Origin of the sequence: Bacillus sp. SD088, from assembly GCF_017355205.1 — a bacterium.
Classification (GTDB): Bacteria; Bacillota; Bacilli; order Bacillales; family Bacillaceae_C; genus Lederbergia.
Window position 1 is genome coordinate 1 of record NZ_JADIJK010000028.1, and the last position, 26218, is coordinate 26218.

27 protein-coding genes are annotated in these 26218 nt (G+C 39.1%); 16 read left to right on the plus strand and 11 right to left on the minus strand.

Annotated features, from left to right (window positions below; genetic code table 11):
• Nucleotides 1-212: 212 nt before the first annotated feature.
• On the minus strand, nucleotides 213-458 hold the full coding sequence (locus IPU53_RS20115) for a DUF2627 domain-containing protein (protein ID WP_207452790.1): 246 nt from the start codon (nucleotides 456-458) through the stop codon (nucleotides 213-215).
• A 324-nt stretch (nucleotides 459-782) separates the two neighbouring features.
• Here IPU53_RS20115 and IPU53_RS20120 point away from each other — a divergent pair, with 324 nt between their 5' ends.
• From IPU53_RS20120 to IPU53_RS20150, 7 genes are all read left to right on the plus strand, one after another.
• Nucleotides 783-1880 carry a Leu/Phe/Val dehydrogenase gene (locus IPU53_RS20120; protein ID WP_207452791.1) on the plus strand — a complete coding sequence of 366 codons (1098 nt, stop codon included), beginning with the start codon at nucleotides 783-785 and terminating at the stop codon, nucleotides 1878-1880.
• A 37-nt stretch (nucleotides 1881-1917) separates the two neighbouring features.
• Entirely contained in the window at nucleotides 1918-3336 is a 1419-nt protein-coding gene (lpdA, locus tag IPU53_RS20125) for a dihydrolipoyl dehydrogenase (protein WP_207452792.1), read from the plus strand.
• A gap of 36 nt (nucleotides 3337-3372) precedes the next feature.
• Nucleotides 3373-4380, plus strand: a complete 1008-nt coding sequence (locus tag IPU53_RS20130; RefSeq protein ID WP_207452793.1) for a thiamine pyrophosphate-dependent dehydrogenase E1 component subunit alpha — start codon at nucleotides 3373-3375, stop codon at nucleotides 4378-4380.
• Between the two features lie 4 nt (nucleotides 4381-4384).
• Complete coding sequence (locus tag IPU53_RS20135; RefSeq protein WP_207452794.1) at nucleotides 4385-5368, plus strand: alpha-ketoacid dehydrogenase subunit beta; 984 nt, start codon at nucleotides 4385-4387, stop codon at nucleotides 5366-5368.
• A gap of 22 nt (nucleotides 5369-5390) precedes the next feature.
• Nucleotides 5391-6680, plus strand: a complete 1290-nt coding sequence (locus IPU53_RS20140) for a dihydrolipoamide acetyltransferase family protein (protein ID WP_207452795.1) — start codon at nucleotides 5391-5393, stop codon at nucleotides 6678-6680.
• Nucleotides 6681-7526: 846 nt separating this feature from the next.
• Nucleotides 7527-7964, plus strand: a complete 438-nt coding sequence (locus tag IPU53_RS20145; protein WP_207452796.1) for a BrxA/BrxB family bacilliredoxin — start codon at nucleotides 7527-7529, stop codon at nucleotides 7962-7964.
• Nucleotides 7965-8110: 146 nt separating this feature from the next.
• A complete protein-coding gene (locus tag IPU53_RS20150; RefSeq protein ID WP_396019966.1) occupies nucleotides 8111-8614 on the plus strand; it encodes a L,D-transpeptidase in 504 nt (167 codons plus the stop codon).
• A 34-nt stretch (nucleotides 8615-8648) separates the two neighbouring features.
• Here the strand turns inward: IPU53_RS20150 and prli42 are convergent, their stop codons facing one another.
• Complete coding sequence (prli42, locus tag IPU53_RS20155) at nucleotides 8649-8741, minus strand: stressosome-associated protein Prli42 (protein ID WP_207452797.1); 93 nt, start codon at nucleotides 8739-8741, stop codon at nucleotides 8649-8651.
• A gap of 203 nt (nucleotides 8742-8944) precedes the next feature.
• Here prli42 and IPU53_RS20160 point away from each other — a divergent pair, with 203 nt between their 5' ends.
• The 3 genes from IPU53_RS20160 to IPU53_RS20170 all read left to right on the plus strand — a co-directional run bounded on the left by IPU53_RS20160 (nucleotide 8945) and on the right by IPU53_RS20170 (nucleotide 12250).
• Nucleotides 8945-10066 (plus strand): M20/M25/M40 family metallo-hydrolase, encoded by a 1122-nt coding sequence (locus tag IPU53_RS20160; RefSeq protein ID WP_207452798.1) that lies wholly within the window; start codon nucleotides 8945-8947, stop codon nucleotides 10064-10066.
• A 488-nt stretch (nucleotides 10067-10554) separates the two neighbouring features.
• Nucleotides 10555-11025 carry a chemotaxis protein CheW gene (locus IPU53_RS20165; protein WP_207452799.1) on the plus strand — a complete coding sequence of 157 codons (471 nt, stop codon included), beginning with the start codon at nucleotides 10555-10557 and terminating at the stop codon, nucleotides 11023-11025.
• Between the two features lie 34 nt (nucleotides 11026-11059).
• On the plus strand, nucleotides 11060-12250 hold the full coding sequence (locus IPU53_RS20170) for a DNA polymerase IV (RefSeq protein ID WP_207452800.1): 1191 nt from the start codon (nucleotides 11060-11062) through the stop codon (nucleotides 12248-12250).
• A 12-nt stretch (nucleotides 12251-12262) separates the two neighbouring features.
• Here IPU53_RS20170 and IPU53_RS20175 read toward each other — a convergent pair whose 3' ends face one another.
• Together IPU53_RS20175 and zwf are read right to left on the minus strand one after the other, a co-directional pair.
• The gene (locus IPU53_RS20175; protein ID WP_313886540.1) at nucleotides 12263-12706 is read right to left on the minus strand and encodes a YueI family protein; all 444 of its coding nucleotides are present in this window, start codon (nucleotides 12704-12706) and stop codon (nucleotides 12263-12265) included.
• Between the two features lie 94 nt (nucleotides 12707-12800).
• Complete coding sequence (gene zwf / locus IPU53_RS20180) at nucleotides 12801-14291, minus strand: glucose-6-phosphate dehydrogenase (RefSeq protein WP_207452802.1); 1491 nt, start codon at nucleotides 14289-14291, stop codon at nucleotides 12801-12803.
• Nucleotides 14292-14448: 157 nt separating this feature from the next.
• Here zwf and rnz point away from each other — a divergent pair, with 157 nt between their 5' ends.
• Nucleotides 14449-15378, plus strand: coding sequence for a ribonuclease Z (rnz, locus tag IPU53_RS20185; RefSeq protein WP_207452855.1), 930 nt, complete (start codon nucleotides 14449-14451; stop codon nucleotides 15376-15378).
• Nucleotides 15379-15606: 228 nt separating this feature from the next.
• Here rnz and namA read toward each other — a convergent pair whose 3' ends face one another.
• On the minus strand, nucleotides 15607-16626 hold the full coding sequence (gene namA, locus IPU53_RS20190) for an NADPH dehydrogenase NamA (RefSeq protein ID WP_207452803.1): 1020 nt from the start codon (nucleotides 16624-16626) through the stop codon (nucleotides 15607-15609).
• A 103-nt stretch (nucleotides 16627-16729) separates the two neighbouring features.
• Nucleotides 16730-17551: a pyrroline-5-carboxylate reductase gene (gene proC / locus IPU53_RS20195; protein WP_207452804.1), complete on the minus strand. Its 822-nt coding sequence runs from the start codon at nucleotides 17549-17551 to the stop codon at nucleotides 16730-16732.
• Nucleotides 17552-17768: 217 nt separating this feature from the next.
• Between proC and IPU53_RS20200 the strand changes: the two genes are divergently transcribed.
• The gene (locus IPU53_RS20200; RefSeq protein ID WP_207452805.1) at nucleotides 17769-18569 is read left to right on the plus strand and encodes an SDR family NAD(P)-dependent oxidoreductase; all 801 of its coding nucleotides are present in this window, start codon (nucleotides 17769-17771) and stop codon (nucleotides 18567-18569) included.
• A 174-nt stretch (nucleotides 18570-18743) separates the two neighbouring features.
• Nucleotides 18744-19073 (plus strand): iron-sulfur cluster biosynthesis family protein, encoded by a 330-nt coding sequence (locus tag IPU53_RS20205; protein WP_207452806.1) that lies wholly within the window; start codon nucleotides 18744-18746, stop codon nucleotides 19071-19073.
• Between the two features lie 358 nt (nucleotides 19074-19431).
• Here the strand turns inward: IPU53_RS20205 and IPU53_RS20210 are convergent, their stop codons facing one another.
• The 5 genes from IPU53_RS20210 to IPU53_RS20230 form a co-directional block, all read right to left on the minus strand.
• Nucleotides 19432-20601 carry a toxic anion resistance protein gene (locus IPU53_RS20210; protein ID WP_207452807.1) on the minus strand — a complete coding sequence of 390 codons (1170 nt, stop codon included), beginning with the start codon at nucleotides 20599-20601 and terminating at the stop codon, nucleotides 19432-19434.
• Nucleotides 20598-21254: a 5-bromo-4-chloroindolyl phosphate hydrolysis family protein gene (locus tag IPU53_RS20215; protein WP_242698458.1), complete on the minus strand. Its 657-nt coding sequence runs from the start codon at nucleotides 21252-21254 to the stop codon at nucleotides 20598-20600. Before IPU53_RS20215 ends, IPU53_RS20210 begins: the two co-directional genes overlap by 4 nt.
• A gap of 263 nt (nucleotides 21255-21517) precedes the next feature.
• Entirely contained in the window at nucleotides 21518-21847 is a 330-nt protein-coding gene (locus IPU53_RS20220; RefSeq protein WP_207452809.1) for a helix-turn-helix domain-containing protein, read from the minus strand.
• 193 nt (nucleotides 21848-22040) lie between these two features.
• The gene (locus IPU53_RS20225; protein ID WP_207452810.1) at nucleotides 22041-22214 is read right to left on the minus strand and encodes an anti-repressor SinI family protein; all 174 of its coding nucleotides are present in this window, start codon (nucleotides 22212-22214) and stop codon (nucleotides 22041-22043) included.
• Between the two features lie 421 nt (nucleotides 22215-22635).
• Nucleotides 22636-23553 carry an aldo/keto reductase gene (locus IPU53_RS20230; RefSeq protein WP_207452811.1) on the minus strand — a complete coding sequence of 306 codons (918 nt, stop codon included), beginning with the start codon at nucleotides 23551-23553 and terminating at the stop codon, nucleotides 22636-22638.
• 151 nt (nucleotides 23554-23704) lie between these two features.
• Here IPU53_RS20230 and IPU53_RS20235 point away from each other — a divergent pair, with 151 nt between their 5' ends.
• The 3 genes from IPU53_RS20235 (at nucleotide 23705) to spoIIM (ending at nucleotide 26155) form a co-directional block, all read left to right on the plus strand.
• Nucleotides 23705-24262, plus strand: a complete 558-nt coding sequence (locus IPU53_RS20235) for an NUDIX domain-containing protein (protein WP_207452812.1) — start codon at nucleotides 23705-23707, stop codon at nucleotides 24260-24262.
• Nucleotides 24255-25415, plus strand: a complete 1161-nt coding sequence (locus IPU53_RS20240) for an endonuclease Q family protein (protein ID WP_207452813.1) — start codon at nucleotides 24255-24257, stop codon at nucleotides 25413-25415. The genes IPU53_RS20235 and IPU53_RS20240 overlap by 8 nt, the downstream gene beginning before the upstream one ends.
• Before the next feature lie 95 nt (nucleotides 25416-25510).
• Nucleotides 25511-26155 carry a stage II sporulation protein M gene (gene spoIIM / locus IPU53_RS20245; RefSeq protein WP_207452814.1) on the plus strand — a complete coding sequence of 215 codons (645 nt, stop codon included), beginning with the start codon at nucleotides 25511-25513 and terminating at the stop codon, nucleotides 26153-26155.
• Nucleotides 26156-26218 lie beyond the last annotated feature (63 nt).

Below are 26218 nucleotides of genomic sequence, written 5' to 3' on the forward strand. Positions count from 1 at the left end.
GGAAACTATAAAATTCTTGGCTTGTGGATAAGTTGTAATTTTGAGTTTTGTCATCTAGCTCCAGCGCCTAGCCCCTCGAGGTCAAATAACCTTGAACCTAGGAAGGGAAAAAGCTCTTCAGGAACATTTGCTTGTCGGGGCTGATCCAGGCGCTTGCGCTTTTGTTCTCGTTTGAACAGTGTCAGGTTTCATAAAAGCCAATGATCTCTATATTATTTTCCTTCATTTTTATTGAAACGATCTTGCACTTTATTCTTTTTTTTATCACGATGTAGGACAAACCCTGAAATAAACCCTAAACCGATCACCAAAAGTATGACCCCACTTAAAAATTGTAACCAGAGAAATGGAAAAGGGGGTTGCAGAATACCAAATAGCATATCTCGCATTAATTTGATCCCATATCCTGCTAAAATAACGGGAATGACTAATAAAACTAGTGCCACGATTCTACCCATATATATACTCCTTCTATTTAGCCGCCTTTTAGTGAGTCGCTTCATTTCAAGCAAACATGTGGCAACTTTGTCAATTTCTATATAAAAAAATCATAGTACACCTTAAAGATTTGTCAAGCAACGGGCTTTTCGTTACAATAATAGAATAGGAATTATGATTAGGTATCAAGATTAGGTCTTAAAGAGGACGTTCAAAAAGTCCGGTGAAAATAACACTGTAAGATAAAGCATATTCGACTAGGTGCTGATACATCCTGGGTCGAATATCGAATTTATCCTCCTTTTTGAACACGTCTTAAAGAGATATTTCTGGAGGCGCTCAAATTGAAAATCTTTGATTATATGGTGAAATATGATTATGAACAACTTTTATTTTGTCAAGATGAAGCATCAGGTTTAAAGGCGATCATTGCGTTACACGATACAACGCTTGGCCCTGCTTTAGGCGGGACAAGAATGTGGACGTATGAAACAGAAGAAGCGGCGATTGAAGACGCTTTGCGATTGGCAAAAGGAATGACATATAAAAATGCGGCAGCCGGTCTTAATTTAGGTGGTGGAAAAACGGTTATTATCGGCGACCCAAAAAAGGACAAAAATGAAGCGATGTTTAGAGCTTTTGGTCGATATATTCAAGGATTAAACGGTCGCTATATTACTGCTGAGGATGTCGGCACAACCGTGGAAGATATGGATTTGATCCATGAAGAAACCAACTTTGTAACTGGGATTTCCCAAGCTGCTGGGTCATCAGGAAACCCATCTCCTGTGACAGCTTATGGCTGTTATGTGGGGATGAAAGCTGCTGCTAAAGAAGCTTATGGATCTGATTCTCTTGAAGGGAAAGTTGTAGCCGTTCAAGGTGTGGGGAATGTGTCGTTTGAATTATGTCGATATTTACATAAGGAAGGTGCCTCTTTGATTGTAACAGACATCAATAGGGAGGCTGCTCATCGCGCGGTTGAAGCTTTTAATGCGAAAGCTGTAGATCCAGAAGAGATTTATGGTGTAGAGGCAGATATTTTTTCACCGTGTGCCTTAGGAGCCATTATTAATGATCGAACGATCCCCCAATTAAAGGCAAAAGTAATTGCTGGGTCGGCCAATAATCAATTACAAGATCCTCAGCATGGCGAGCTTATTCATGAACTGGGAATTGTCTATGCTCCAGATTATGTCATTAACGCTGGGGGAGTAATCAATGTGGCAGATGAATTATCCGGTTATAATCATGACAGGGCATTGAAAAAAGTTGAAACCATTTATCAAAATGTCGCAAAGGTTATTGAAATTTCGAAGCGAGACCATATCCCAACATATCTAGCTGCTGATCGTATGGCTGAAGAAAGAATCGAGCAAATGAGAAAATCTCGCGGTCAATTCCTTCTCAATGATAAACATATTTTGACGAATAGACTTTAAGCTAACGGTCCATAGAAAATGATAGGGAGGGATATTAATGGCTACAGAATATGATTTAGTTATTTTGGGAGGCGGAACAGGTGGATATGTCGCTGCGATTCGTGCCTCTCAGCTTGGTTTAAAGACAGCGATCGTTGAACATGATAAACTCGGTGGTACATGCTTACATAAAGGATGTATACCAAGTAAGGCTATGCTCCGAAGTGCAGAGGTTTTTTCTCTAGCAAAACGAAGTACTGAATTTGGCGTTGTTACGGATAATGTTCAGTTGCAAATTGAAAAAGTACAAGAACGGAAGCAGAAAATTGTCAACCAATTATATCAAGGCGTTCAGCAACTGATTCAAAAAGGAAATATTGACGTCTATAAGGGAGTAGGTACCATTTTAGGCCCTTCCATTTTCTCACCACTCCCTGGAACAGTGTCTGTTGAATTAGAAGACGATAATGAACTATTAATCCCGAAAAACTTAATCATTGCGACAGGATCGAGTCCACGCACTTTACCAGGCTTAGAAATAGACGGTGAGATTGTGTTGTCATCAGAACATGCTTTAGAACTAGATCAACTGCCAAAATCGATTTTAATTATAGGTGGAGGAGCAATTGGGATAGAATGGGCTTCCATGCTTTCAGATTTTGGGGTGGAAGTAGCGGTATTGGAATATGCAGACCGCATTTTACCGAACGAAGATCAAGATATCTCTCAAGAACTGACAAAAGCTCTAACGAAAAAGGGAGTCCAGATCATCCCAAATGCAAAAGTATTGGCTGAAACTATTGAGATCGATCAGGATGAAGCGACAATACAAGTAGAAAAGCAGGACGAAATAAAGAGCTTTTCTGCAGAGAAAATCCTTGTTTCTGTGGGAAGAGAAGCTAATATCGCACAAATTGGCTTACAAAATACAGATATTCGCCTTGAAAATAACTTTATTCAAGTCAATCATAATATGCAAACCCAAGAATCACATATGTACGCAATTGGGGATGTTGTTGGTGGATTACAACTTGCTCATGTTGCGTCACATGAAGGAATTTTAGCTGTAGAACATATCGCCGGACTGAACCCAGATCCTATTCAGTATCAAAATGTACCGAGATGTGTATATAGTCATCCGGAGGTTGCTAGTATTGGTATGACAGAAAGTGAGGCTTTAGATGCTGGCTTTCAAGTTAAAACAGGGAAATTTCCCTTCTTAGCGAATGGAAAGGCGCTTGTTTTTGGTGATACAACTGGCTTTGTTAAGCTAATAGCTGATCAAAAAAACAATGACCTATTGGGAGTTCATATGATTGGTCCAAATGTAACAGATTTAATTTCCGAAGCAGGCTTAGCTCATGTTTTAGATGCAACTCCTTGGGAAGTGGGAACGATGATCCACCCACATCCATCATTAAGCGAAACAATAGGTGAAGCAGCATTGGCTGTGGACCGAGCAGCAATCCATATATAATGCCGTATAGATGCAAAAATTAGGGAGGGATTTCACATGGCAAAAAACCGTCATACTGAGCTCGGACTTAGTAATGAAGAAGTCTTGGAAATATATGAAACGATGCTGATGGCAAGGCGATTAGATGAGCGAACTTGGTTACTTAATCGTGCTGGAAAGATCCCCTTTGTTGTTTCTTGTCAAGGACAAGAAGCTGCACAGGTAGGAGCAGCTTTTGCACTTGACAGGGAGAAGGATTATACATTACCTTATTATCGAGATCTTGGGGTCGTCCTTTCATTCGGGATGACAGCGAAGGATATCATGCTCTCAAGCTTTGCTAAAGCAGAAGACCCAAACTCAGGTGGAAGACAAATGCCAGGCCATTTTGGTGATAAGAAAAATAGAATTGTCACTGGGTCTTCGCCGGTTACAACACAAGTTCCTCATGCTGTTGGGATTGCTCTTGCTGCCCGTATGAAGGGAGAGGATATTGTCACTTTTGTCACTTTTGGGGAAGGTTCATCTAACCAAGGCGATTTCCATGAAGGAGCTAATTTCGCAGGTGTTCATAAATTACCGGTCATCTTCATGTGTGAAAATAACCAATATGCTATTTCCGTTCCCCTTGAAAAGCAAATAGCATGTAAGCATGTTGCCGATCGTGCACAAGGGTACGGCATGCCAGGATTTACAGTAGATGGACAGGATCCTCTTGCCGTCTATGAGGCCGTGAAAATGGCTGCTGAACGGGCAAAGCGTGGGGAAGGACCAACACTAATTGAAACGATGACACAGCGGACTACTCCTCATTCATCAGATGATGATCATCGTTATTATCGTTCAGAGGAAGAATTATCGCAAATGCAAGAGAATGACCCAATCGTGTTATTCAACCGATATTTAACAGAAGCTGGCATTTTAAATAAAGATAAAGAAAAGGAAATAAATGATCGAGTGATGAAACAAGTAAACGAGGCAACGGAATACGCAGAGAATGCACCATATCCGGACCCGGATACGATGGAAAATTTCGTTTATGCAGCGGAAAAACAGGGGGAATAAAATCATGGCAGTCCTATCTTATATTGAAGCTGTCACTCTGGCTATGAAGGAAGAGATGGAGCAAGACGAAACCGTCTTTATCCTTGGAGAGGATGTCGGGAAAAAAGGCGGGGTTTTTAAGGCAACTCAAGGTTTATATGACCAATTTGGAGAAAATAGGGTTATAGATACTCCACTAGCTGAATCTGCCATTGCTGGAGTTGGTATTGGCGCGGCAATGTATGGATATAAACCTATCGCAGAGATGCAATTTGCTGACTTTATTATGCCAGCAGTTAATCAAATTATTTCAGAAGCAGCTAGGATTCGCTATCGTTCTAATAATGATTGGAATTGTCCCATTGTGATTCGGGCACCTTATGGGGCAGGCGTTGGTGGTGGCTTATACCATTCTCAATCAATCGAAGCGATTTTTGCCAATCAGCCAGGTTTGAAGGTTGTCATGCCTTCTACTCCATATGATATAAAAGGATTATTAAAAGCAGCTATTCGTGACGAAGATCCTGTGCTATTTTTAGAACATAAAAGAGCTTATCGTATGATTAAAGGTGAGGTACCAGCAGAGGACTATGTATTGCCAATTGGAAAAGCTGATGTGAAAAGAGAAGGCGATGATATAACGGTTATTACCTATGGATTATGTGTCCATTTTGCTCTACAAGCTGCTGAACGTTTAGCTGCCGAGGGAATAGAGGTTCATATTCTTGACTTAAGAACAGTTTATCCGCTTGATCAACAAGCTATTATCGATGCAGCAGTTAAGACAGGTAAAGTATTACTTATCACGGAAGATAATAAAGAAGGTAGCGTTATAAGTGAAGTAGCAGCGATTATTGCTGAACACTGCCTGTTTGAACTAGACGCACCTATTATGAGATTGGCTGGGCCAGATGTTCCCGCAACATCTTTCGCTCCATCGTTGGAAAAAAACTTCTTGATTAATCCTGATAAAGTTGAAAAATCAATGCGTGAGCTAGCTGAATTTTAATGCAGGTAAGGAGGGTAACATCTTGGCAACGGAAAACATCACCATGCCCAAGCTCGGAGAGAGTGTCACTGAAGGAACAATTATCCGCTGGCTTGTACAGCCAGGCGATCATGTAGAAAAATATGACCCGATTGCAGAAGTTATGACGGATAAAGTAAATGCTGAAATTCCCTCTTCTTTTGAGGGGGTTATCGTAGAATTACTCGTAGAAGAGGGAAATACCTTAGAAGTAGGAAAGAATATCTGTACGATTGAGATTGAGAACGAAGATTACGCACAAAATCAGCCAAAGATCACCGCTAAAGCGAGTGCGAAGCGGGGGGAACCGATGGATATGCAGGTACAAAGTGAAAAATCACAAAAACTCAGATTTTCACCAGCTGTCCTTAAGCTTTCTCAGGAACATCAAATTGATTTGTCACAAGTAGCCGGGACAGGTCAAGGTGGTCGAATTACGAGAAAAGATGTGTTGGGATTCATTGAAACTGGTGTGGCTTCTACTGCTGTTAAAGAAGAAAATCGCATACAAGAGCCTGAGGCTCAGTCAATAACCACTCAGGAGTCACAAAAACAACAACCAGCATCACCAAAGCCACAGATCCAAACAGGGATGGGAGATATCGAAATTCCCGTTTCAAATGTTCGCAAAGCGATTGCCAACAAAATGGTTCGTAGTAAGAAAGAAATTCCTCATGCTTGGATGATGATTGAAGTGGATGTCACAAAGCTTGTTCAATATCGCGATTCCTTGAAAGAGGCGTTTAAACAAAAGGAAGGCTTTAATTTAACTTATTTTGCTTTCTTTATTAAAGCTGTTGCACAAGCTTTGAAAGAATACCCTATGATGAACTCGATGTGGGCAGGAGATAAAATTATTCAGAAAAAGGATATTAATATTTCCATTGCTGTTGCATCAGGAGATGAATTATTTGTGCCTGTGATTAAACATGCTGATGAAAAATCGATTAAAGGCATTGCTAGAGACATTGCTGATCTTGCCAAAAAAGCTAGAGAAGGCAAGTTAACCAATGAGGATATGGAAGGTGGAACCTTTACGATTAATAATACGGGTTCATTTGGATCTGTTCAGTCGATCGGGATCATTAACTATCCGCAAGCAGCTATATTACAAGTGGAATCGATTATTAAGCGCCCTGTAGTTCTAAATGAAGGGATTGCCATTCGTGATATGGTAAATCTTTGTCTTTCATTAGACCATAGAATATTGGACGGGCTTATCTCTGGCCATTTTATGCAACGGATTAAAGAAATTCTTGAAAATATACCAAAGGAAAATACATCAGTTTATTAAGAATTAAAAAAGGAGCTTTCAAAAAGTTGAGATAACCTTTTGAAGCTCCTCTTTTTTTGAACATCATCTTAAAACAAGAAAAGCGCAAGCGCCCGTTTAGCGACGTACAAACTTTCATAGTAAGGATGAACAGCTAAAAACGCGCCGTCCTGGCGGCAGACTCAAACGCGACGTCCTGTCGCTTCGTCTGCACTAGTACCTTCTGTACGTCGCAACGCTGTTCTGACCTACATCCTGTAGCCCTGGGAAAAAGGATACATGAAATGCGAAAGACGGCTGATTAGGAGCGACAAGCAAATGTTCCTGAAACGAAGAAGGGTGAATTTCCCCTTCTACAATTCAGGGTTATTTTGCGGAACATCGGTTATAGGCTCGACGTCCTGTCGAAACACCGAGAGACTCGCATCCTGCGAGTCTCTCGCTCCTGCCGTCTGTAGCTAGACAGTACGGCGAAGCATGAGCCGATGTTGACTTACGCAAGCAGAAGCTGAAAGTTTGCTAGTCGCTGGGAGCTGGAGCTAGACACCAACTGCAAGGTAAACAAGTTATCCACAGGCTACAATTTTATAATTTCCAAAGCTATAAAAAAGGACAGCAAATTGGCTGTCCAAAACATCTAGGGAGTTTAGGGGTATGGATCTAGATGTATTATTAGAATACCCATTTTTTGGTTTGTTAAACCTTTTTTATTAAAAAGGCAGGCTTTTCTACTGTTTATCCAGTAATAACAAACAATAAGCCCACTGATTGAAGTTTCTCTTTATTTAATACTGATTATTTGCCTAAGAGGCCAAGAAACTGCTATGATAAGATAGAAGAATGTTTGTGCGAAGGAGTGAAAATGAAGTGAGTATGGATTTTAATCTTTATATGAATGATGTTGTGACTCAGGCACGTGAAGATATGGATAGAGCAGGTTATACACAGCTTACAACCCCTGAGGAAGTGGAAGAGAAATTAACGCAAGAAGGAACAACTCTTGTAATGGTCAATTCAGTTTGTGGATGTGCTGGTGGAATTGCTCGTCCTGCAGCTGCCCACGCTGTCCATTATGATAAGCGACCAGACCGCCTTGTGACAGTCTTTGCTGGCCAAGATAAAGAAGCCACAGCAAAGGCGCGAAGCTTTTTTACCGATTATCCTCCATCTTCTCCATCCTTTGCTCTGTTAAAAGATGGGGAAATTTGTACAATGGTTGAGCGCCATGAGATTGAGGGACATGATCCTATGTCAGTAGTCAATAAACTTCAACAATATTTTGATGAATACTGTGAAGAAGTTTGATAAAGATCCCTAACTTAGGTTAGGGTTTTTTTGACGTCTATCATATACTGGCTACTATTGTCTATAGAGTTGCGATTAGTCACATATTTATGGATGCATGGAGAAGAAGGCTCTAGCGCAAACTATAGATAAAAAGGGTGTTCACAGTGAAATTATGGATGTTGATGTTTCTTTTTATTTCTACACCATTTTGGCCAATGGATACCGTATTGTTGCCAGGAGATTCGCTCATTATTGTCAATAAACAAACCAATGAACTTGCCTGGTTTGATCAAGGTAGAATAAAAATAAAGACAAAAGTTGCGACAGGGAAAATGAAGGATTGGACACCAGAAGGAATCTTCACAGTTACAGTAAAAGCCAAGGAGCCCTACTATCGAAAATTAAATATTCCTGGAGGGGCTGCGAATAACCCACTTGGCTCAAGATGGATTGGCTTTGATGCGAAGGAGACAGATGGGCGTACCTATGGTTTGCATGGTACGAATCAGCCAAATTCAATTGGGCAGTATATCTCAGATGGATGTGTTCGCTTGGATAAAGAACCTTTGGAACTTTTATATGACCAAGTTCCAATTAATACAAAAGTATTCATTACCGATTCTTCCTTAACCTTTGAACAACTTGCTCAATCACAAGGAGTATTATAAAAGGTGAGAGACTACGTCCTCACCTTTCATTTTCCTATAAGTAAGAAAGACCTGCTATAACCGCAGTAGCAAGCATGGAAAAGATCATAAGATAAATGACGACTTTTTGTATTTTTTTATTGGACATTTTGAAGCACCCCATCATTATTTCTTTATCTTTATTTTAGATGGAAAAAGCCAAGGATACAAGCTTATTCTTTCATTTGGCATAGAAAATAAAGATTTTAAATAATTAAGCGCAGTGTTCAAATCGTTGTTTTCTAGTTAAATCGTGTTAAAATTATAAGATAAATACTATTAGGAATGATAATTTTGGGAGGTTTTATGTATATGGTTAATCAAGAACGTATTGTTAATGAATTTTTAGAGTTAGTGCAAATTGATTCTGAAACAACTCAGGAAGCAAATATTGCCAAAGTATTAAAGGAAAAATTTTCCTCCCTTGGTCTTGAAGTCTATGAAGATGATACAAAGGAAAAAACAGGGCATGGTGCTGGAAATTTATTTTGTACATTAAAGGGGAATAAACAAGGGGTCGATCCGATTTATTTCACCTGTCATATGGATACAGTCGTTCCGGGAAATGGAATTAAACCAACAATTAAGGATGGATACATCGTAACAGATGGAACAACGATCTTAGGCGCGGATGACAAAGCGGGAATTTCTGCCTTGTTAGAGGCAATACGCGTTATTCAAGAAGAAAATATCGAGCATGGTGATATTCAATTCGTCATTACAGTAGGAGAAGAATCAGGTTTAGTCGGAGCAAAAGCATTGGATCCAACATTATTACACGCAAAATACGGCTTTGCGCTTGATAGTGATGAAAAAGTAGGAAATATCATTGTAGCTGCTCCAACACAAGCAAAGATTACTACTCATATATATGGTAAAACAGCGCATGCTGGCGTAGCACCAGAAAAAGGCGTTTCAGCGATTACAATTGCAGCCAAAGCGGTTTCTAAAATGCCTCTTGGTCGAATTGATGAAGAAACCACTGCGAACATTGGACGTTTTGAAGGTGGAAAGGCCACCAATATTGTGGCAGATGAGGTATTTGTATTGGCAGAAGCGCGTTCTCTCGTAGGTGAAAAAATGGAAGCACAAGTAGACGCGATGAAAAAGGCATTTGAAGAAACAGCTAAAGAAATGGGTGGATCTGCCGATACTGTTATTGACATTATGTATCCGGGATTTAAATATTCCGATGGTGATCTTGTTGTCGAAATCGCGAAAAAAGCAGCCAAAAAAATTGGACGTGAACCTAACTTATTAAAAAGTGGTGGAGGTAGTGATGCGAATGTTTTCGCAGGCTTCAATATCCCCACAGTGAACTTAGCTGTTGGATATGAAGAAATTCATACAACAAATGAAAAGATGCCAGTTGAAGAACTTAGTAAATTAGCAGAAATGACTGTCGCTATTATTGAAGAAGTTTCTAATCAATAACATACAGGTAGAGATTGGGACAAGGTATTTTTACCAAAATACTGAGGTACATATACCCTTGTTCCGGAAGTATACTTTGCTTTTCGCGGGCGAGTGGAAAGCCTCCTCAGGGAGGGCTTGCCGAACTCTCACTTAAGGCCACTGATTATGAGCAGTTATCGTTGAAGCGGAAGACAACGGATTAACGTGACAGGTGAGCTGCAGGAGCGTTCTATAGACCAAAGGCTAATAACACGCCGTCCTGTCGCTTCGTCTGCCCTAGTCACATCCTGTACGTCGCAACGCCTTTGTGACCTACATCCTGTAGACCGGAGGAAACTAACTGCACGTCCAGCGATCGCATTCCATTATCAGGACTTTTTCAGTGGACTCTCTCACTTCTCGAAGGAGTCTAAGTATACTTCCTTCGTAAGGTAATTGCCTTGTTTGTCCCCCAAGCTTAAATTTATGTCTCAGCCTCTACCTCTTTTGAAAGGAATGTATGGAAAATGTCAGAGAAATCCGTTGTTTTTAATGCAGGAAAGGAAGAATATGCTATTCCTGTGCAGTATATCATTTCAATTGAAAACATGGAGGAAATTAATCCAATTCCCCATCTCCCTTCTTATGTAAGGGGCGTTGTACTATCGAGAGGTGAACTAATTCCCGTATTAGATCTAGCTGCTATTTTATATGAAAGCGCAACCCAGGTGGATATAGAGACACGTTTACTTGTCATTCATACGAAGGAATTTTCGTATGGTTTAGTTGTTCATGAGGCAAAAGAGATTCTGGAAATTCCTTCTGAAACACTGCAACAAGTAGGACTTGTCGCTTATGATAAAACCAAGTATTTTTCCGCTATTGCTAATTTACAAGATCGATTGATCACGATGATTGATCCGGAAGAATTACTAAATGTATTAGAGGGTGTAAAGGAAATAAAGAATTATATGTCTATGCTAAAGCAAGAGGCTTAATATTTACCTTATTTTTTTCTGAGGATGATTGAAGGTGCAACAATTCTATCCTAAAAAAGGTCGAGTTATTTTACATGTGGATATGAACAGCTTCTTTGCCTCTGTTGAAATGGCTTATGATCCAACATTGAAGGGGAAACCTTTAGCCATTGCTGGAGATGAAAAGCAACGAAAGGGAATCGTTGTGACATGCAGTTATGAAGCGCGAAAATTTGGAATCAAGACGCCGATGCCTCTTTGGGAAGCGAAAAAACTTTGCTCAGGATTACTTGTGAAAAAGCCTAACTTTGAGCGTTATCGTCAGGCTTCTCAAGCCATGTTTGAATTGTTACGTACGTTCTCTGATATAGTGGAACCTGTTTCAATCGACGAGGGATATATAGACATTTCGGCATGTCAAGAACTTGGAAGCCCATTGGAAATTGCCAATCAAATCCAACAACTGTTACTAAATCAATTGGACTTGCCCTGTAGTATTGGTATTGCTCCTAATAAGTTTTTAGCAAAAATGGCTTCTGATATGAAGAAACCGCTAGGGATCACGATTTTACGTAAGAGAGAGGTTCCACAAATTTTGTGGCCTTTGCCTGTAGTGGAAATGCATGGTGTTGGCGAAAAAACAGCGATAAAATTGGCATCAAAACAAATTCAAACGATCGGCGATTTGGCTAATGCCCATGAGATGCAGCTTCGTGCTGCATTGGGCATTCGAGGGATAAAATTAAAGGAGAGGGCAAATGGTGAGGACATTCGTCCTGTGGATCCGGAAGCTGCAGCGGAAAATAAAAGTGTGGGCAATTCTTTGACCTTGCCACAAGATTTAGCGAACCAAGCCGAGCTGCTTTCTGTGCTTGAAAAATTAGCCAAGAGTGTTTCAGTTAGACTGAAGAAAAAAGGATATTTAACTATGAATGTGGGAATTACCATTCGGTATAAAGATCGAAAAACAATTACGAGAAGCAGAAAATTAAGAAATTCTTTGATTCAGTCAGAAGAGATATTTTTAGAGGCTAAACATTTATTTATTGAACATTGGAATGGTGACCCGGTACGCCTTCTAGGGATTACAGGGATGGACCTTATAGACGAAGATCAAGCCTATGAACAGCTTAATCTTTTTACATTTGAAAAAGCGGCGAAGCTAGAGCCGCTTCATCAAGTAGTCAGCCAACTTCGTGATAAATATGGTGATACGATCTTTAAGAAAGGGAAGGACTTTAAGTAAATCTTTATTATCTTATTTTCTTAAAAATCCTTTTAATCCAGAAAAAATCCCCTTTTTTTTCTTCGTGGGCGGCGTTAGCTGCTCCTTTTTTTTAGAAACAAAGATTTCTTCTTTGTCAATCGCATGATTATACGTTAGCACTAAGCCGATATTTGTAACAGATGTGTGGTTATTAATAATCGAAAAGGCAATTTGGTTGTTTCTTGCTATGACGATGTAGTCGGATAAATAACTATAATCGAGCTCCCCGTTCAGTAAAAGAGTTGCTTTCGGATTTTCTTTCATCAATTGGACGACTTGTGGATAAGTACCTTGTTCCATAACTTGACCTTTTGTTAAGACTACAACAATTCTTTCTCGCAATGTTCCAAGGTATTTTTTGCGTTCTTCAGGCTTTATTTGTTTTTCTCCATACATACCTTTTTCAAGATAATCGTCTATATTTGATTTCTCCACGGCAAACACCTCCGCGATACTATATTCATTAAGATGATGGACTGTTAACTGGAAGGGCGTGAGTTCACAGCCCTTCCAACAGTTGAGTTGACAATCAGTTTTTATCGTGAGTAACAGACCACCACTGGAACCCATCCTTCTCCAATAATTGATCAGATTCCACGGGACCCATTGAACCGGCAGGATAATTTGGAAATTGTGCCTTGTTTTCTTCCCATACACGACTAATTTTATCAACGAAATTCCAAGAAAGAGCAACTTCATCCCAATGTGTAAAGTTAGTCGCATCACCACGTAAGCAATCATGAAGCAATTTTTCATATGCTTCAGGAGTGTTATAACCAGCGATATCATTGGTTGAAAAGTCCAATTTAACTGGCTTTGTCTCCATAGAATGTCCTGTATTCTTAGCATTCAAATGCAATGTGATTCCTTCTTCAGGCTGGATATGAATGACAAGCAGATTAGGAGCCAATTTGTCATCAGAATTATAGTATAAATTCATTGGCACATCTTTAAATTGAATAATAATTTTGGTTGATTTTGTTGACATCCGTTTGCCTGTTCGAATGTAAAAAGGAACACCTGCCCAGCGGAAATTATCAATCATTAGTTTTCCTGCCACAAATGTGGCTGTATTTGAATCAGGTTGTACATTTGTTTCTTCACGATAACCAAGAACGGGTTGTTCTGGGGTGTTGCTTGGTCCATATTGACCGCGAACAAAATAGTTTTCAACCTCTTCGTCTTCCATTGGTTTTAACGCTCTTAGAACCTTTACTTTTTCACTACGAATTTCTCGAGGTGTCAAGCGAATAGGGGGTTCCATGGCTAGTAAGGCCACCATCTGTAACATATGGTTTTGAACCATATCTCTTAGGGCACCACTATTTTCATAATAGCCACCGCGTTCCTCAACTCCTAAGACTTCACTTGAAGTCACCTGGATATTAGAAATAAAGCGATTATTCCAGAGCGGTTCAAAAATGGCATTTGCAAAACGAATAACTTCAATATTTTGCACCATCTCTTTGCCAAGATAATGATCGATACGATAAATATCATTTTCATCAAACACATTGCGAATACGCGTATTTAATTCTTTGGCTGATTCCAAATTATGCCCAAAAGGCTTTTCAATGACAAGTCTTTGGAAGCCAGCTGTCTCTGTTAAACCATCTTGTTTTAGATGTTCGGCAATCGTTCCAAAAAATTCAGGCGCCATGGCTAGATAGAAGATTCGATTCCCTTGTAAGGAATACTTTTCGTCTAATTCGTTCGCTAACTCGTTCAGTTTTATGTATGATGAAGAATCGGATACATCATGGGATTGATAATAGAAACGAGATATAAATTCTTCGACATTTTTGGCTTCAGGAATAGAAGAAAGCACAGAATCTTTTACATGAGCTTGTAATATATCATTGCTCCAAGGTCGTCTCCCGACCCCGATTACAGCAAAATGTTCGGCTAGTTGTCCTTTTGTAAAAAGGTGATAAAGAGAAGGATAAAGTTTTCGCTTAGCTAAATCGCCTGTTGCTCCGAATATGGTAAACAAAGATGCAGGTGTTTCTGATTGGATCATTTCGTCAACCTCACTTTTTATAAGTAATACCTATATATTTATTTTATCAATTTTATTGGAAAAACTCGACTATTGGATCGAAAATTTGCAAATTTCCATTTCCCAAGCTCATAATGTAAAATATATGAAAACGATTATTGGGGGTTTGGCATTTGGCATGGAACTTTTATTTTTAGGTACAGGAGCTGGGATTCCCGCTAAACAACGCAATGTCTCATCGCTCGCATTCATGTTGCTTCAAGAGAGAAATGCGGTCTGGCTTTTTGATTGCGGGGAAGCAACCCAACATCAAATTTTACATACGTCTTTAAAACCGGGAAAGATTGAAAAGATTTTTATCTCGCATTTGCATGGAGATCATATATATGGTTTGCCTGGGCTAATAGGGAGTCGATCCTTTCAAGGTGGAACGACTGAATTGACCATCTACGGTCCAAAGGGAATTCGTGACTTCATTGAGATCTCTCTTAGTGTCAGCCAAACTCGGCTGCGTTATCCTCTAACTATTGTCGAAATAGAAGAAGGACATATATTTGAGGATGATCAATTTCTTGTCGAAACAGCCTTTTTGGATCATGGCATCCCCAGTTTTGGTTTTAGAATTACAGAGCGTGACCTACCTGGAACCCTTGATTCAGCACGACTTAAGGCAAAGGGAATTCCCCCTGGTCCAATTTACAAACAGTTAAAAATGGGTGAAACCGTTCAACTAGATAATGGTGAAACTGTTTCCGGATTAGATTATTTAGGTCCTGATATCAGAGGACGGATTATCACGATCCTTGGTGATACTCGTCCATGTGAAAATGCCCTTCAGTTAGCTGAAAATGCAGACGTGCTTGTCCACGAAGCCACTTTTGCAGCTGGTAATGAAGAGATGGCTGCAGAATATTTTCATTCTACCACCACACAAGCAGCTAAAATAGCCAAACAAGCAGGTGTGCAAGAATTGATCCTAAATCATATTAGCTCTCGATATTTAACGGCGGATTGGGAGCAGCTTGTCAAAGAAGCAAGATCTATTTTTCAAAATACGCAGTTATCCAACGACTTTTCGCATATGACGATTGCCCCGCATAAATCCTGATGGGCAATCGTTTTTGCGGCTTAGGAATTTATAAAATTGCAGCCTGTGGATAAGTTGTAATTTCGAGTTTCGTCGTCTAACTCCAGCGCTCAGCGACTAGCAAACTTTCGGTGCCTTCCTACGATAAGTCAACATCAGCTCGCCTTATCAGGCTCACTGTGTTTCCTTTATCTCGTCAGGCCCCTAAAAAGTTTGTACGTCGCTAAACGGGCGCTTGCGCTTTTCTTATTAACCCCAGCCTCTCTGATATTGCTTAGGAGATGGCAGTGCATAGTTTAATTCATTTGCTGCTTCCTTCGCCCAATAAGGGTTTCGTAATAAGGCCCGTCCAATAAAAACTAGATCTGCTCGGTTGTTTTGTAAAATCTCTTCTGCTTGAATTCCGCTTGTGATTAAGCCAACAGCACCAGTTGGAATATTAGCAGCATGACGGATTTTTTCAGAAAAAGGCACTTGATAACCAGGGAAGGCACGGGGCGAAGCAGGAACAACTCCACCTGAGCTTACATCAATTAAGTCTATACCTTGCTCTTTGATCCATTGTCCAATTTGGATATAATCCTCTGCTTGAAGTCCCTCTTTCTGATATTCACTTGCAGATATCCGCACAAACAGAGGCCCATCCCAAACTTGTTGAACGGCATTAATCGTTTCACGTAAAAATCGATAGCGATTTTCTTGTGTACCACCATAATCATCTGTGCGATGATTCGTAAGCGGGGATAGGAATTCATTGATTAAATATCCATGTGCTGCATGAAGCTCAATCACATCAAACTCGGCTTTTTTTGCTCGTCTTGCTGCATCAGCGAAAGCTTGAACGGTGTTCTTTATTTCCGCTTTCGTCATTTCTTTTGGTGTTTTTGTATGTTCATCGAATGGAAGTGCACTTGGAGCTAGAATATCTTCTTCCAAAATAGCCTTTCTTCCAGCGTGAGCAAGTTGAATACCAGAAGCCGCTCCCTGTTGCTTCATCCGTGATGTTAAATTTTTAAAACCTGTAATATGGTTATCGCCCCAAATTCCCAAATCTTGAGGGCTAATTCTTCCTTCAGGAGTAACAGCTGTAGCTTCTACCATGACTAAGCCTACCTGCCCAACAGCTCGACTCGTATAATGGGTTTCATGCCAAGCATTCACCATTCCATCTTCCTGTTCGCAGGAATACATACACATAGGGGACATGACAATTCTATTTTTTAATCTTACGTTTTTTATCTGATAGGGCTCGAATAGCTTGATTGACAATGCAGTCCACTTCCTTTACTTCTTTAAAATATGACTGTGTACCATTATATCAATGGTTGAATAGAAGAGGTAGCGGTAAGCTCATGAACGATCAGAAAAATAATTAGTTTGGCTTGTCAAATAAAGCAGCTAATTTCTTAGATTGCTTTTCAGCAGTTAAAATACAAGCAGTAATGGATTGTGCGACCTTATGTTTTTGTAGGGTGTTAAGTCCAGCTTCCGTTGTTCCTCCTGGACTAGTGACACGTTCTCTTAATTCGGCTGCTTCTTGGCTTGTCTCCTCCAACATGTGAACGGCACCTATCATCGTTTGAAGAATGAGCTGTTGTGCCATCTCTTTTTCAATTCCCATTTGTTTAGCCGCTTTTTCCATTGCTTCGACAATATAATAAAAATAAGCTGGACCGCTTCCCGAGAGGGCCGTAATCGCATCAAGTTGATTTTCCTCCACGATAAAAGTGCGACCAATCGCCGAAAAAACCGTTTGGGTTAATTGTTGCTGCGCCTGAGAAGCAGATGAATGAAAGGCAATGGCTGTAGCAGACTTTCCAACACTAGCTGATGTATTAGGCATAGCGCGTGCGATGGCATAATCGTTTTTAAGATAAGTAGAAATAGTATCAATGGATATTCCCGCCATCACCGAAACGATGAAAGATTGTTTTGGAAGATAGGGATTCAGTTGTTGTAAAACTTCTTCAGCATTCTTTGGCTTAACAGCAAGAATCACTATATCCGAGTCTTGCAATAGTTTTTGCAGATCATAAGTCGTTTGCACACCATATTGATTCCGTAAACTTTCTAATCTAGCTATCGAATGGCGATTTGTGACCCAAAGATCTTGGGAAGAGCAAACATTCTTATCTATTATTCCTTTTAAAATTGCTTCAGCCATGGAACCTGCCCCAATAAAGGTTATTTTCATTGTATTCACTCTTTTCTTTAGAAAATAAAAAACTTCCATCCAAGTTAGGATGAAAGATCTTTTTCGACTTGAAGTTATCTTTGATTATGCAAATCATCATTGCGCTTGTCAAGGGAAAGAAGTTGAGAAAATTTAAGCCTATTCGATTAGTAAGATTTCATCTATACTATTGAGTAGATCATGATTATAAATAAGGATGGGTAGTGGAGATATATTCATGAAGAAAAATAAGCGAATTCAAGGAAAAATAATTGTCATCACAGGGGCTTCGGGAGGGCTAGGAAGAGCACTTGCGGAGCAGTGTGCTCAACATGGAGCAGATCTTTTTTTACTTGCACGTCGAGAAGAGTTACTAGCAGAACTAGCTGACCACCTTCAAGAAACTTATAAAGTAAATTGTACGGCAATTAAATTAGATGTAACGAGCAGGGATGACATCCAGCATGTGTTCTCCCATATTCGCGAGCAGGTTGGAAAGATTGATGTATTCATTAATAATGCAGGCTATGGGATTTTTGCCAAGGCTGAAAGGGCAAATATAGAAGAAGTCGAAAAAATGTTTGCTGTGAATGTTTTAGGATTGATTGCTTGTACAAAAGAAGCAATCCCTTTGCTGCGATCCAGTAAGTTTGCCCATATTATCAATATTGCCTCCCAAGCGGGGAAGCTGGCCACTCCCAAATCAAGCGCCTATGCAGCTACAAAGCATGCGGTGCTTGGTTATACGGATAGCTTACGGATGGAATTGTCAGCTGATAGGATTTTTGTAACGGCAGTGAATCCGGGTCCGATTCGTACAAATTTCTTTGAACAGACAGACCCGAACGGGGAGTATCTGGATCAATTAGGAAGATTTGTCTTGGAGCCAGACGATGTGGCGAAGCAAATTGTTAGGGCGATGCTTACATCAAAAAGAGAGATTAATTTGCCCTGGTGGATGAATGTTGCTGCTACCCTTCATATTCTAATGCCAAGAGTAGTAGAAAAGGTAGGAAAAAAGGCTTTTTATAAAAAATAGCAAAACCAATTTCAGATTAAATTGTATCCAGCTGTTCGTTTATTCCTCTTCATTTTCGTAGAGAAGTGCAAAAAGGGAGCCATAAATCGAATTCATGTTAAAATTAAGTGGAGCTTCAATCAGTGAGGGCTTACAAGTGGTTGCACCAAGATAAAATGAAAGGTGAGAGGTTGCATGAAGTTATTTATTACACCAGAAGCGGAAAAACAAATAAAGCAAAAAATGAAGGTAAATCATTTGATCGTCACTTTAAAATATGAAACAGAGGGATGTGGCTGTGCAGTTAGTGGTATCCCAACTTTAGAATTAATCAATCAACAACAAGTAAATGAAGAAGATTATGTGAGGGTTGCGACCGATGCAATGGATGTGTACATAGAAAAAACGAAATTGGTTTTTTTCGATGATGAAATGAAGATAGACTATTTACCAGAAAAACAAATCTTTCGACTTAGCAGTCCGAGCGAAATTTTAAATGGACGCATGAGTTGCCAAATAAAATGATACTTCAATCAATGGGTGCATACCCATTGATTTGAGTAGATCAAAGGCTAAATTTGCGGGGGCCTGTCGCTTTATCTGCACTAGTACATCCTGCTGCTCTGACCTATATCCTGTAGCCTGAGATAAAGGAAATGCGATGAGCCCAAGGGTAAAACGATGTTGATTTATGCAAGCAGAAACCGCTGCTTTGCTAGTCGCTAGGCGATGGACTAGATTAGGGCAGTTTATCTCACGTCTACGTCTCACCGTATTCTCTAAAATTCGGGGTAAAATAAAACCGGACATCATTCACGACGTCCGGTTTCGATTATGAGTGTAAAATGGCTTGCCCTCAAGTATTTACATATAAGGATCTGGCTTATGTTAATTTCAAAAGCTTTTCTTTTAAATCATTTTCCATTGTTACAAGTTCTTGTTCAGCCTGGGCACGTTTTGTTCGTCCTTCCTGCTGAATTTTAATGGTTTCTTCTAAAGTAGAAATTAAGTTAGATTGCGTCTTTTTCAATGTTTCGATATCTACTAGGCCTCGCTCATTTTCACGAGCGGTTTCAATCGTGTTTGATTTCAACATTTCCGAATTTTTAAGGAGCAGGTCATTCGTTGTTTGTGAAACCTGTTTTTGTGCTTCTACTGCCTGGCGCTGGCGAATGAGTGTCAGGGCAATTGCGATTTGATTTTTCCAAAGAGGGATCGCCGTCATAATGGATGTCTGAATTTTTTCCGCCAAGGCTTGATTCGTATTTTGGATCATGCGAATTTGTGGAGCGCTTTGAATCGTAATCTGTCTGCTTAGTTTTAAATCATACAATCGTTTCTCAAGTCGATCAGCAAATTGTACCATATCGTTCACTTCTTGATACATCATTTGATCATCCGTTGTTTCTGCTTTTTTCTTCAACTCTGGAATGGTTTTGGTTCGAAGTTCCTCAATTTTCAATTCTCCTGCCGCGATATAAATATTTAAAGCGCGAAAGTAATCCTTATTTTTTTCGTATAATTGTTCTAACGTTTTTACGTCTGTAAGTAAAACTTCTTTGGACTGATTAAGCTTTACTGTAATTCGATCAATCTGTGCACCTGTCTTCTGATATTTCGACATTACTTCTTGAATTGAATTTGACATTTTTCCAAACATTTTTGAAAAGAAGTTTTTCTTTTCGGGTGTAAGTTCATCTGGATTGACATCCTTTAGTTTTCCCATTAGTTCACTCAAAATATCTCCTATTGGTCCAATGTCCTTATTTTGCACATGTTCAAGCATCGAACTTGAGAAATTTAGTAATTGTGATTGGGCATTGGTGCCATAGGCAATCACAGCTTGATGATTGGTTGGATCAATTTGACTCGCAAGCTCTAGAGCCCGTTTTTTATTTTCCTCTGGGAGACTATCTACGAGTCTAACGGGTTTTGCTTCTTGAGGTTGTGGACTCTGTTCTGGTTTGATTAATTCTTCTTCTCCAAAAGGATTGGCTAAAAGATCATCTATACTGTCAAATTGTAATTCAGTTTCTTTATTTTGTTCACTCATTGTTTGGTACTCCTTTCATCGTTGTCCATAGGATTATATTCAAGTTTTTTTAGAGAATGTTTTGCAACGTCTAATTCAAAATTCAGATCTTCCACGTCTCGTGATAGCACATGATAAATATCTTTTTTAACGGATTCACTTAAGTCTTCAAGCGTACTTTGTGTTTCTTTAAGTGAGATATACATTTGTTCATTTTTAACTGGCTGTGAGGCTAACAATGCGTATCGCTCAGAAAGCTCGACAATCGAATCTAAATGATAGAAAAAGAACCGCTCGGATTGATAAAAACGCCGTGGATCTTTATGAACGATGTGATACATGCGCTTTGTTAACTTATTTAGTTCGTATAATTGTTTAAAAGCACCCATTGAGCGTACGGATAAAAAAGCCTTTTGGAGCCTAGCCATTTTTGACTTTGCATCTTGCATGCTTTTTTGGATGTAGGCATATTCTTTTCTGGTCAATTTATTTTTCTTCAAAAATTTATGATCGACAAAGAACTTCACACCGAAAAAGGTGAGACCACCAACGAGGATAGAGCTTAAAGAAGCGGTCCAATAGGGGAGGTCAAAACCTAATAACAATATGATCCATAATATGAACGCTTCAGCAACGGAAAACATCCCTAATAAAAATAGAAGAATAGGTTTCAAGGCAACATCGACTCCTGTCTCATTCTTTTCCCTATGTGTAAATACGTTTTTCATGCTAAAAAGTTTCAGCTATTTCATTCTATTATAAGGAAAAAACGGAACTTTTAAAAGCACTCCAGATTAAAATAAAAAAATGACATTCAGCCATCGGGTCTTACCGTTAATTAATCAGAGCTGAAATAGCGATTGTCAGTGTTACAAAAATAGGAACAAACAGATACGACAACGCAAAACGTACAGAGACAGTTTGCCTCTGCACGTTTTTACTTATGCTCCATTTTCCACTTATTAAACTCAAGAAATTCACGGAATTCTTGTTTTGAAACACCAGAAGCCATCGCTTCTCGAACAAGGGCTTCCCAATCATCATCCAATTGACCGTCGGACAATTGTTCAGGATTTTCGTGTAATAATGATTGGACGGAAACATTCAAGACAGAAGAAATTTTTTCTAAGAATTGAATGGAGGGATTTGATTGAATGTTTCGTTCAATAGAGCTCAAATATGATTTGGCAATCCCGGCTTTTTCAGCCAACTCTGATAAAGACATATTGTTTTGTTTTCGATATTCACGTATTCGTTCGCCAATCATGGATGTCTTCACCTTCCTTACATACCATATTATATCATATAACGAAGGCTTGTTTTGTATTTAGAACGAATTAATTTGATTTTTTAGATCGTGACCAGAATAAAACAGTCTATTGTACTAGGTAAAATGAATGGGTGAACATAGTTTGTAAGATAAGGTGGGCCAGTTAGTTACTAAGAAATTTGACAATATCTTAGTTAAGGTTTTTAAACTGTGCTTTTCGTTCAACAGGTGCTTGTGTCTTTTGCGTGGTAATATACTGGCGAAAAAAATCCCGGATTGCTTCTGAGGTCATTCCCGCCTCTAGCGCTTTTAAAATTAGATCTTTCCATTCATGGTCCAAAGCTTGATTTGTTATTTTATCCATTTATATCCCCCTAATGCCCCGCCAATGATTAGATAACCACTACTAAAGGTGTTTATCTGAAATTTTATAGAACTATATTCCTAGTGATAGTATAACTGATACAAAAGTCACAAACCCGAAAAAAATGTCGATGTCGTTAAACGGTAGTAAGATAGGGAAGGGCATCTTTCTATGGCATTTTTTGGTGAAAATTGCCACTCCTAGCAAGTAGGTCTATGTTTTTTAGTATGAGTAAGTGAGTAAATAGATTGAATTCTAGGGAGAATTGCTGAAATTTTTTGCAGGATTGTTAACGCGAAAAATAACCTGAACCCATAAGGACAATAAATTGATGGATTCAGGTTGAATTTTGTTAGAATTTGTTGCATATACTTATGTTTATCGATAGGATCCCAATTCGCCTTCTATACAGACTCAGATTTTATCGATGATTTTCATATCTTGTATCTTTTGTAATCCATTTTAAATATTCTATTTCATCTTTGTGAAGCGGTTTTGCTTTAACAGCACGAGAATTATCTTGTACTTGTTCTATTGAACTTGCCCCTGTGACAACAGCCGCTACTGTCTCATGAGCAAGCGTGTATTGAAGAGCTACTTCATTCATGGTTCGATCTGTTAATAATTTCGCCTGAATGCTTTCAATTAATTCTTTTATTTCCGCAGGCGTATACTGTAAATAGCCTGGTAATTCATCCGAATGTAGCTTTTCTATCACTTTATCGCTCAGTAATCCTTTTGCAACAGAGCCTCTTGTCACCACACTAATTTTTTGATCTTGCATGAAAGGAAATAATTCTTCTGGACGCCGATCTAAAAGGCTGTATTGCATCATATTGCTCACAATGGAAGATTCTTTAGCAAATAATTTGATCACATTTGGTCGAATGGAAGAAATACCATAGCAGCGAATCAGTCCTTCTTCCTGTAATTCTTCAAAGGCTTCAATCGTTTCCTCTGATGGATCATCGATTGTGCCCCCATGCAATTGATATAAATCAATATAATCCGTTTGTAGACGTTTTAAACTATTTTTTACCGCATCTTTAATGTAAGTTTTTGAAGGGTCCCAATGCCAACCATCTTTTTGATCATTCCAACGATTGCCAACTTTGGTTGCAATGATCACCTGATCTCGAATAGGAGATAATGTTTTTCCAACGATTTCCTCATTCACTCCATAATCGTACAGGTCTGCTGTATCAAAATAATTAATTCCTTGGTCAAAAGCAGCTTGAATAATTTTTTTTGCATGACTACTGTCTGTCCCTAACGACATACAGCCAAGTCCCATCTTGGAAACCCACAGGTCCGAATTTCCTAATTGTCTCTTTTCCATATTATCTCGCCCTTTCAAGATTAGCAGGTAAACCCTACTATTGAGGTTCACTTGCTTTTATTTTACCTAAAAGTTGGTAGAGAAAACAAAATTAATGTTCTCTATTGGCTATGGTATGATAATAATAGTTAGAAGTAAGGAGCAGATGAATGTGAAGAAATTTGAAGAAAAAACAATTCAGAGCCAAGAAATTTTTAATGGAAAGATTATTCAATTGCAAGTAGATGAAGTCGAGCTTCCAAATGGAAAAATAGCCAAGCGTGAAATTGTCAAGCATCCGGGCGCTGTCGGAATTATCCCGATAACAGATGACGGGAACATTTTAATGGTAGAACAATTTCGCAAACCGCTGGAACGATCTTTGCTGGAAATACCTGCTGGTAAGCTTGAGCAAGGCGAAGAACCACTGTTAACAGCTGGGAGAGAATTGGAGGAGGAGACAGGATTTCGTGCAAACCAATTGGACCATTTAACATCCTTCTATACAGCCCCCGGATTTTCCGATGAAGTCATTCACCTCTACATCGCAACTGGTTTGGAAAAGGTGGAAAATCCTCTTCCTGGTGATGAAGATGAATTTGTTGATTTGTTAGAGGTAGATTTGAAATCCGCTGCTACCTTTATAGATGAGAAACGTATTTATGATGCAAAAACAGCGTATGCAGTTCTTTATCTCCAAATGAAGAAGGTGTTAGAGCAATATGAGTGAAGTGTTTGCTGATTTACATATTCACATCGGAAGAACCTTTACAGGGAAGGCCGTTAAAATAACTGGCAGTCGGAATCTTACCTTATCAGCTATTCTAGAGGCAGCCAAATATCCGAAAGGCCTTGATATGGTTGGTGTTATTGATTGTCATTCTCCAGAAGTAATAATAGAAATAGAGCAATTGGTTGCTAAAGGAAAACTAGTAGAAATGGAGGAGGGGGGATTTCGCTATGAAGATGAGGTCACCCTTATACCAGGAGCTGAGATAGAGGTATATGATAAGAATTGTCGTGGACCGCTACATGTACTAGCTTATTTTCCATCGTTAACAACGTTAAAAGATTTTTCGAATTGGCTTTCAGCTCGAGTAACCAATATTCAATTAAGCACGCAAAGAATATATGAAAACGCCCCGACTTTACAAGAAAAGGTGAAAAGTCTAGGTGGCTTGTTTATACCAGCACATATTTTTACTCCTTTTAAAAGCCTATATGGAAAAGGCGTTTTAAATTCATTGACGGAAATTCTAAATCCTGCTTTTATAGATGCTGTAGAGCTTGGATTAAGTTCAGATACTGAAATGGCTGATCAAATAACTGAATTGCATGCATTTACTTTTTTAACAAATTCGGATGCGCACTCAACGCAAAAAATTGCTCGCGAATATCAAAAGTTTGATTTAGAAGCACCTACATTTGCAGCATTTTCTCATGCCTTAAAGAACCAAGGTGCGAATCGAGTAATGGCAAACTATGGTTTAAATCCTCGTTTGGGAAAATATTATCGGACCACGTGCGCCGTTTGTGGCGCGCCCATGAACGGATCTATCTGTTCTCATTGTGGTTCCGAAAAATTCACTAAAGGAGTATCCGAACGTATTTCCGAATTGGCGAATACGGTTGATGCCCCGAAGCGACCTCCTTATATTCATCAAGTACCATTAGAATTTATTCCGGGCTTGGGATCAAAAACGATGCTACACCTGTTGGATCATTTTGGAACAGAGATGAATATTTTGCATCGGGTGAAAGTAGCCGATCTGAAAGCACTTGTCAATATTCAACTTGCCGATATGATCATCCAAGCACGTGAAGGGAAATTACAAATAGCCGCCGGTGGCGGCGGTAAATATGGGAAAGTGAAGAAAAACTAAAATTTTGCGACGGGGAATTTTAGCTTGTTTGCCAGTCATATTTACAGCCTGTCCTACATATGATGTAACAATCGTGGGACAGGAGGAAATAATCAATGCGCTATAGACTTTCAACAAACGTGATAACTCGTCATTTTCAAGAACATTCTTCTCTGTATACCTTTATGACTGTTTTATTTTTAATGGGGGTTATATTTGGAGCAGTGATGGTGAACAGTTTATCTGCTCATCAAAAAGAAGATCTTTTTTATTATTTAAATCAATTCTTCGGTCAAGTAGGAGATGGACAGATAGTACCACCTGAGGAGTTATTAAAGTTGAGCTTTTTCCATAATGTGAAGATAGCTGGCTTGATATGGGTACTAGGCATCTCCATTATTGGATTTCCGCTAATCTTTTTATTGATTTTTTTAAAAGGTGTTGTCGTTGGTTTTTCCATCGGTTTTTTAGTGAGTCAAATGGGTTGGCAAGGATTATTGCTTTCTTTTGTATCTCTTTTGCCACAAAATTTATTTATGATCCCAGTATTGATCTTTATATCAGTCAGTTCGATTGCGTTATCGATGAAAATTATCAAAAAAGTCTTTATTCGACCAACCTTTCATTTTCAGTTTGTTCCGATCTTTGCTAAATATATGATGGCTTATGTAGGAGCGATTGCTATTATTACAGTGGCGGCAAGTATTGAAGCTTATATCTCTCCTGCTCTAATGAAGTCTGTCATTCTCTCAATCAATTAATGATATGAAAAGCGCAAGGAACCGATGGGGACCGGCATTGGACAGATCTCATACTTCCTATCT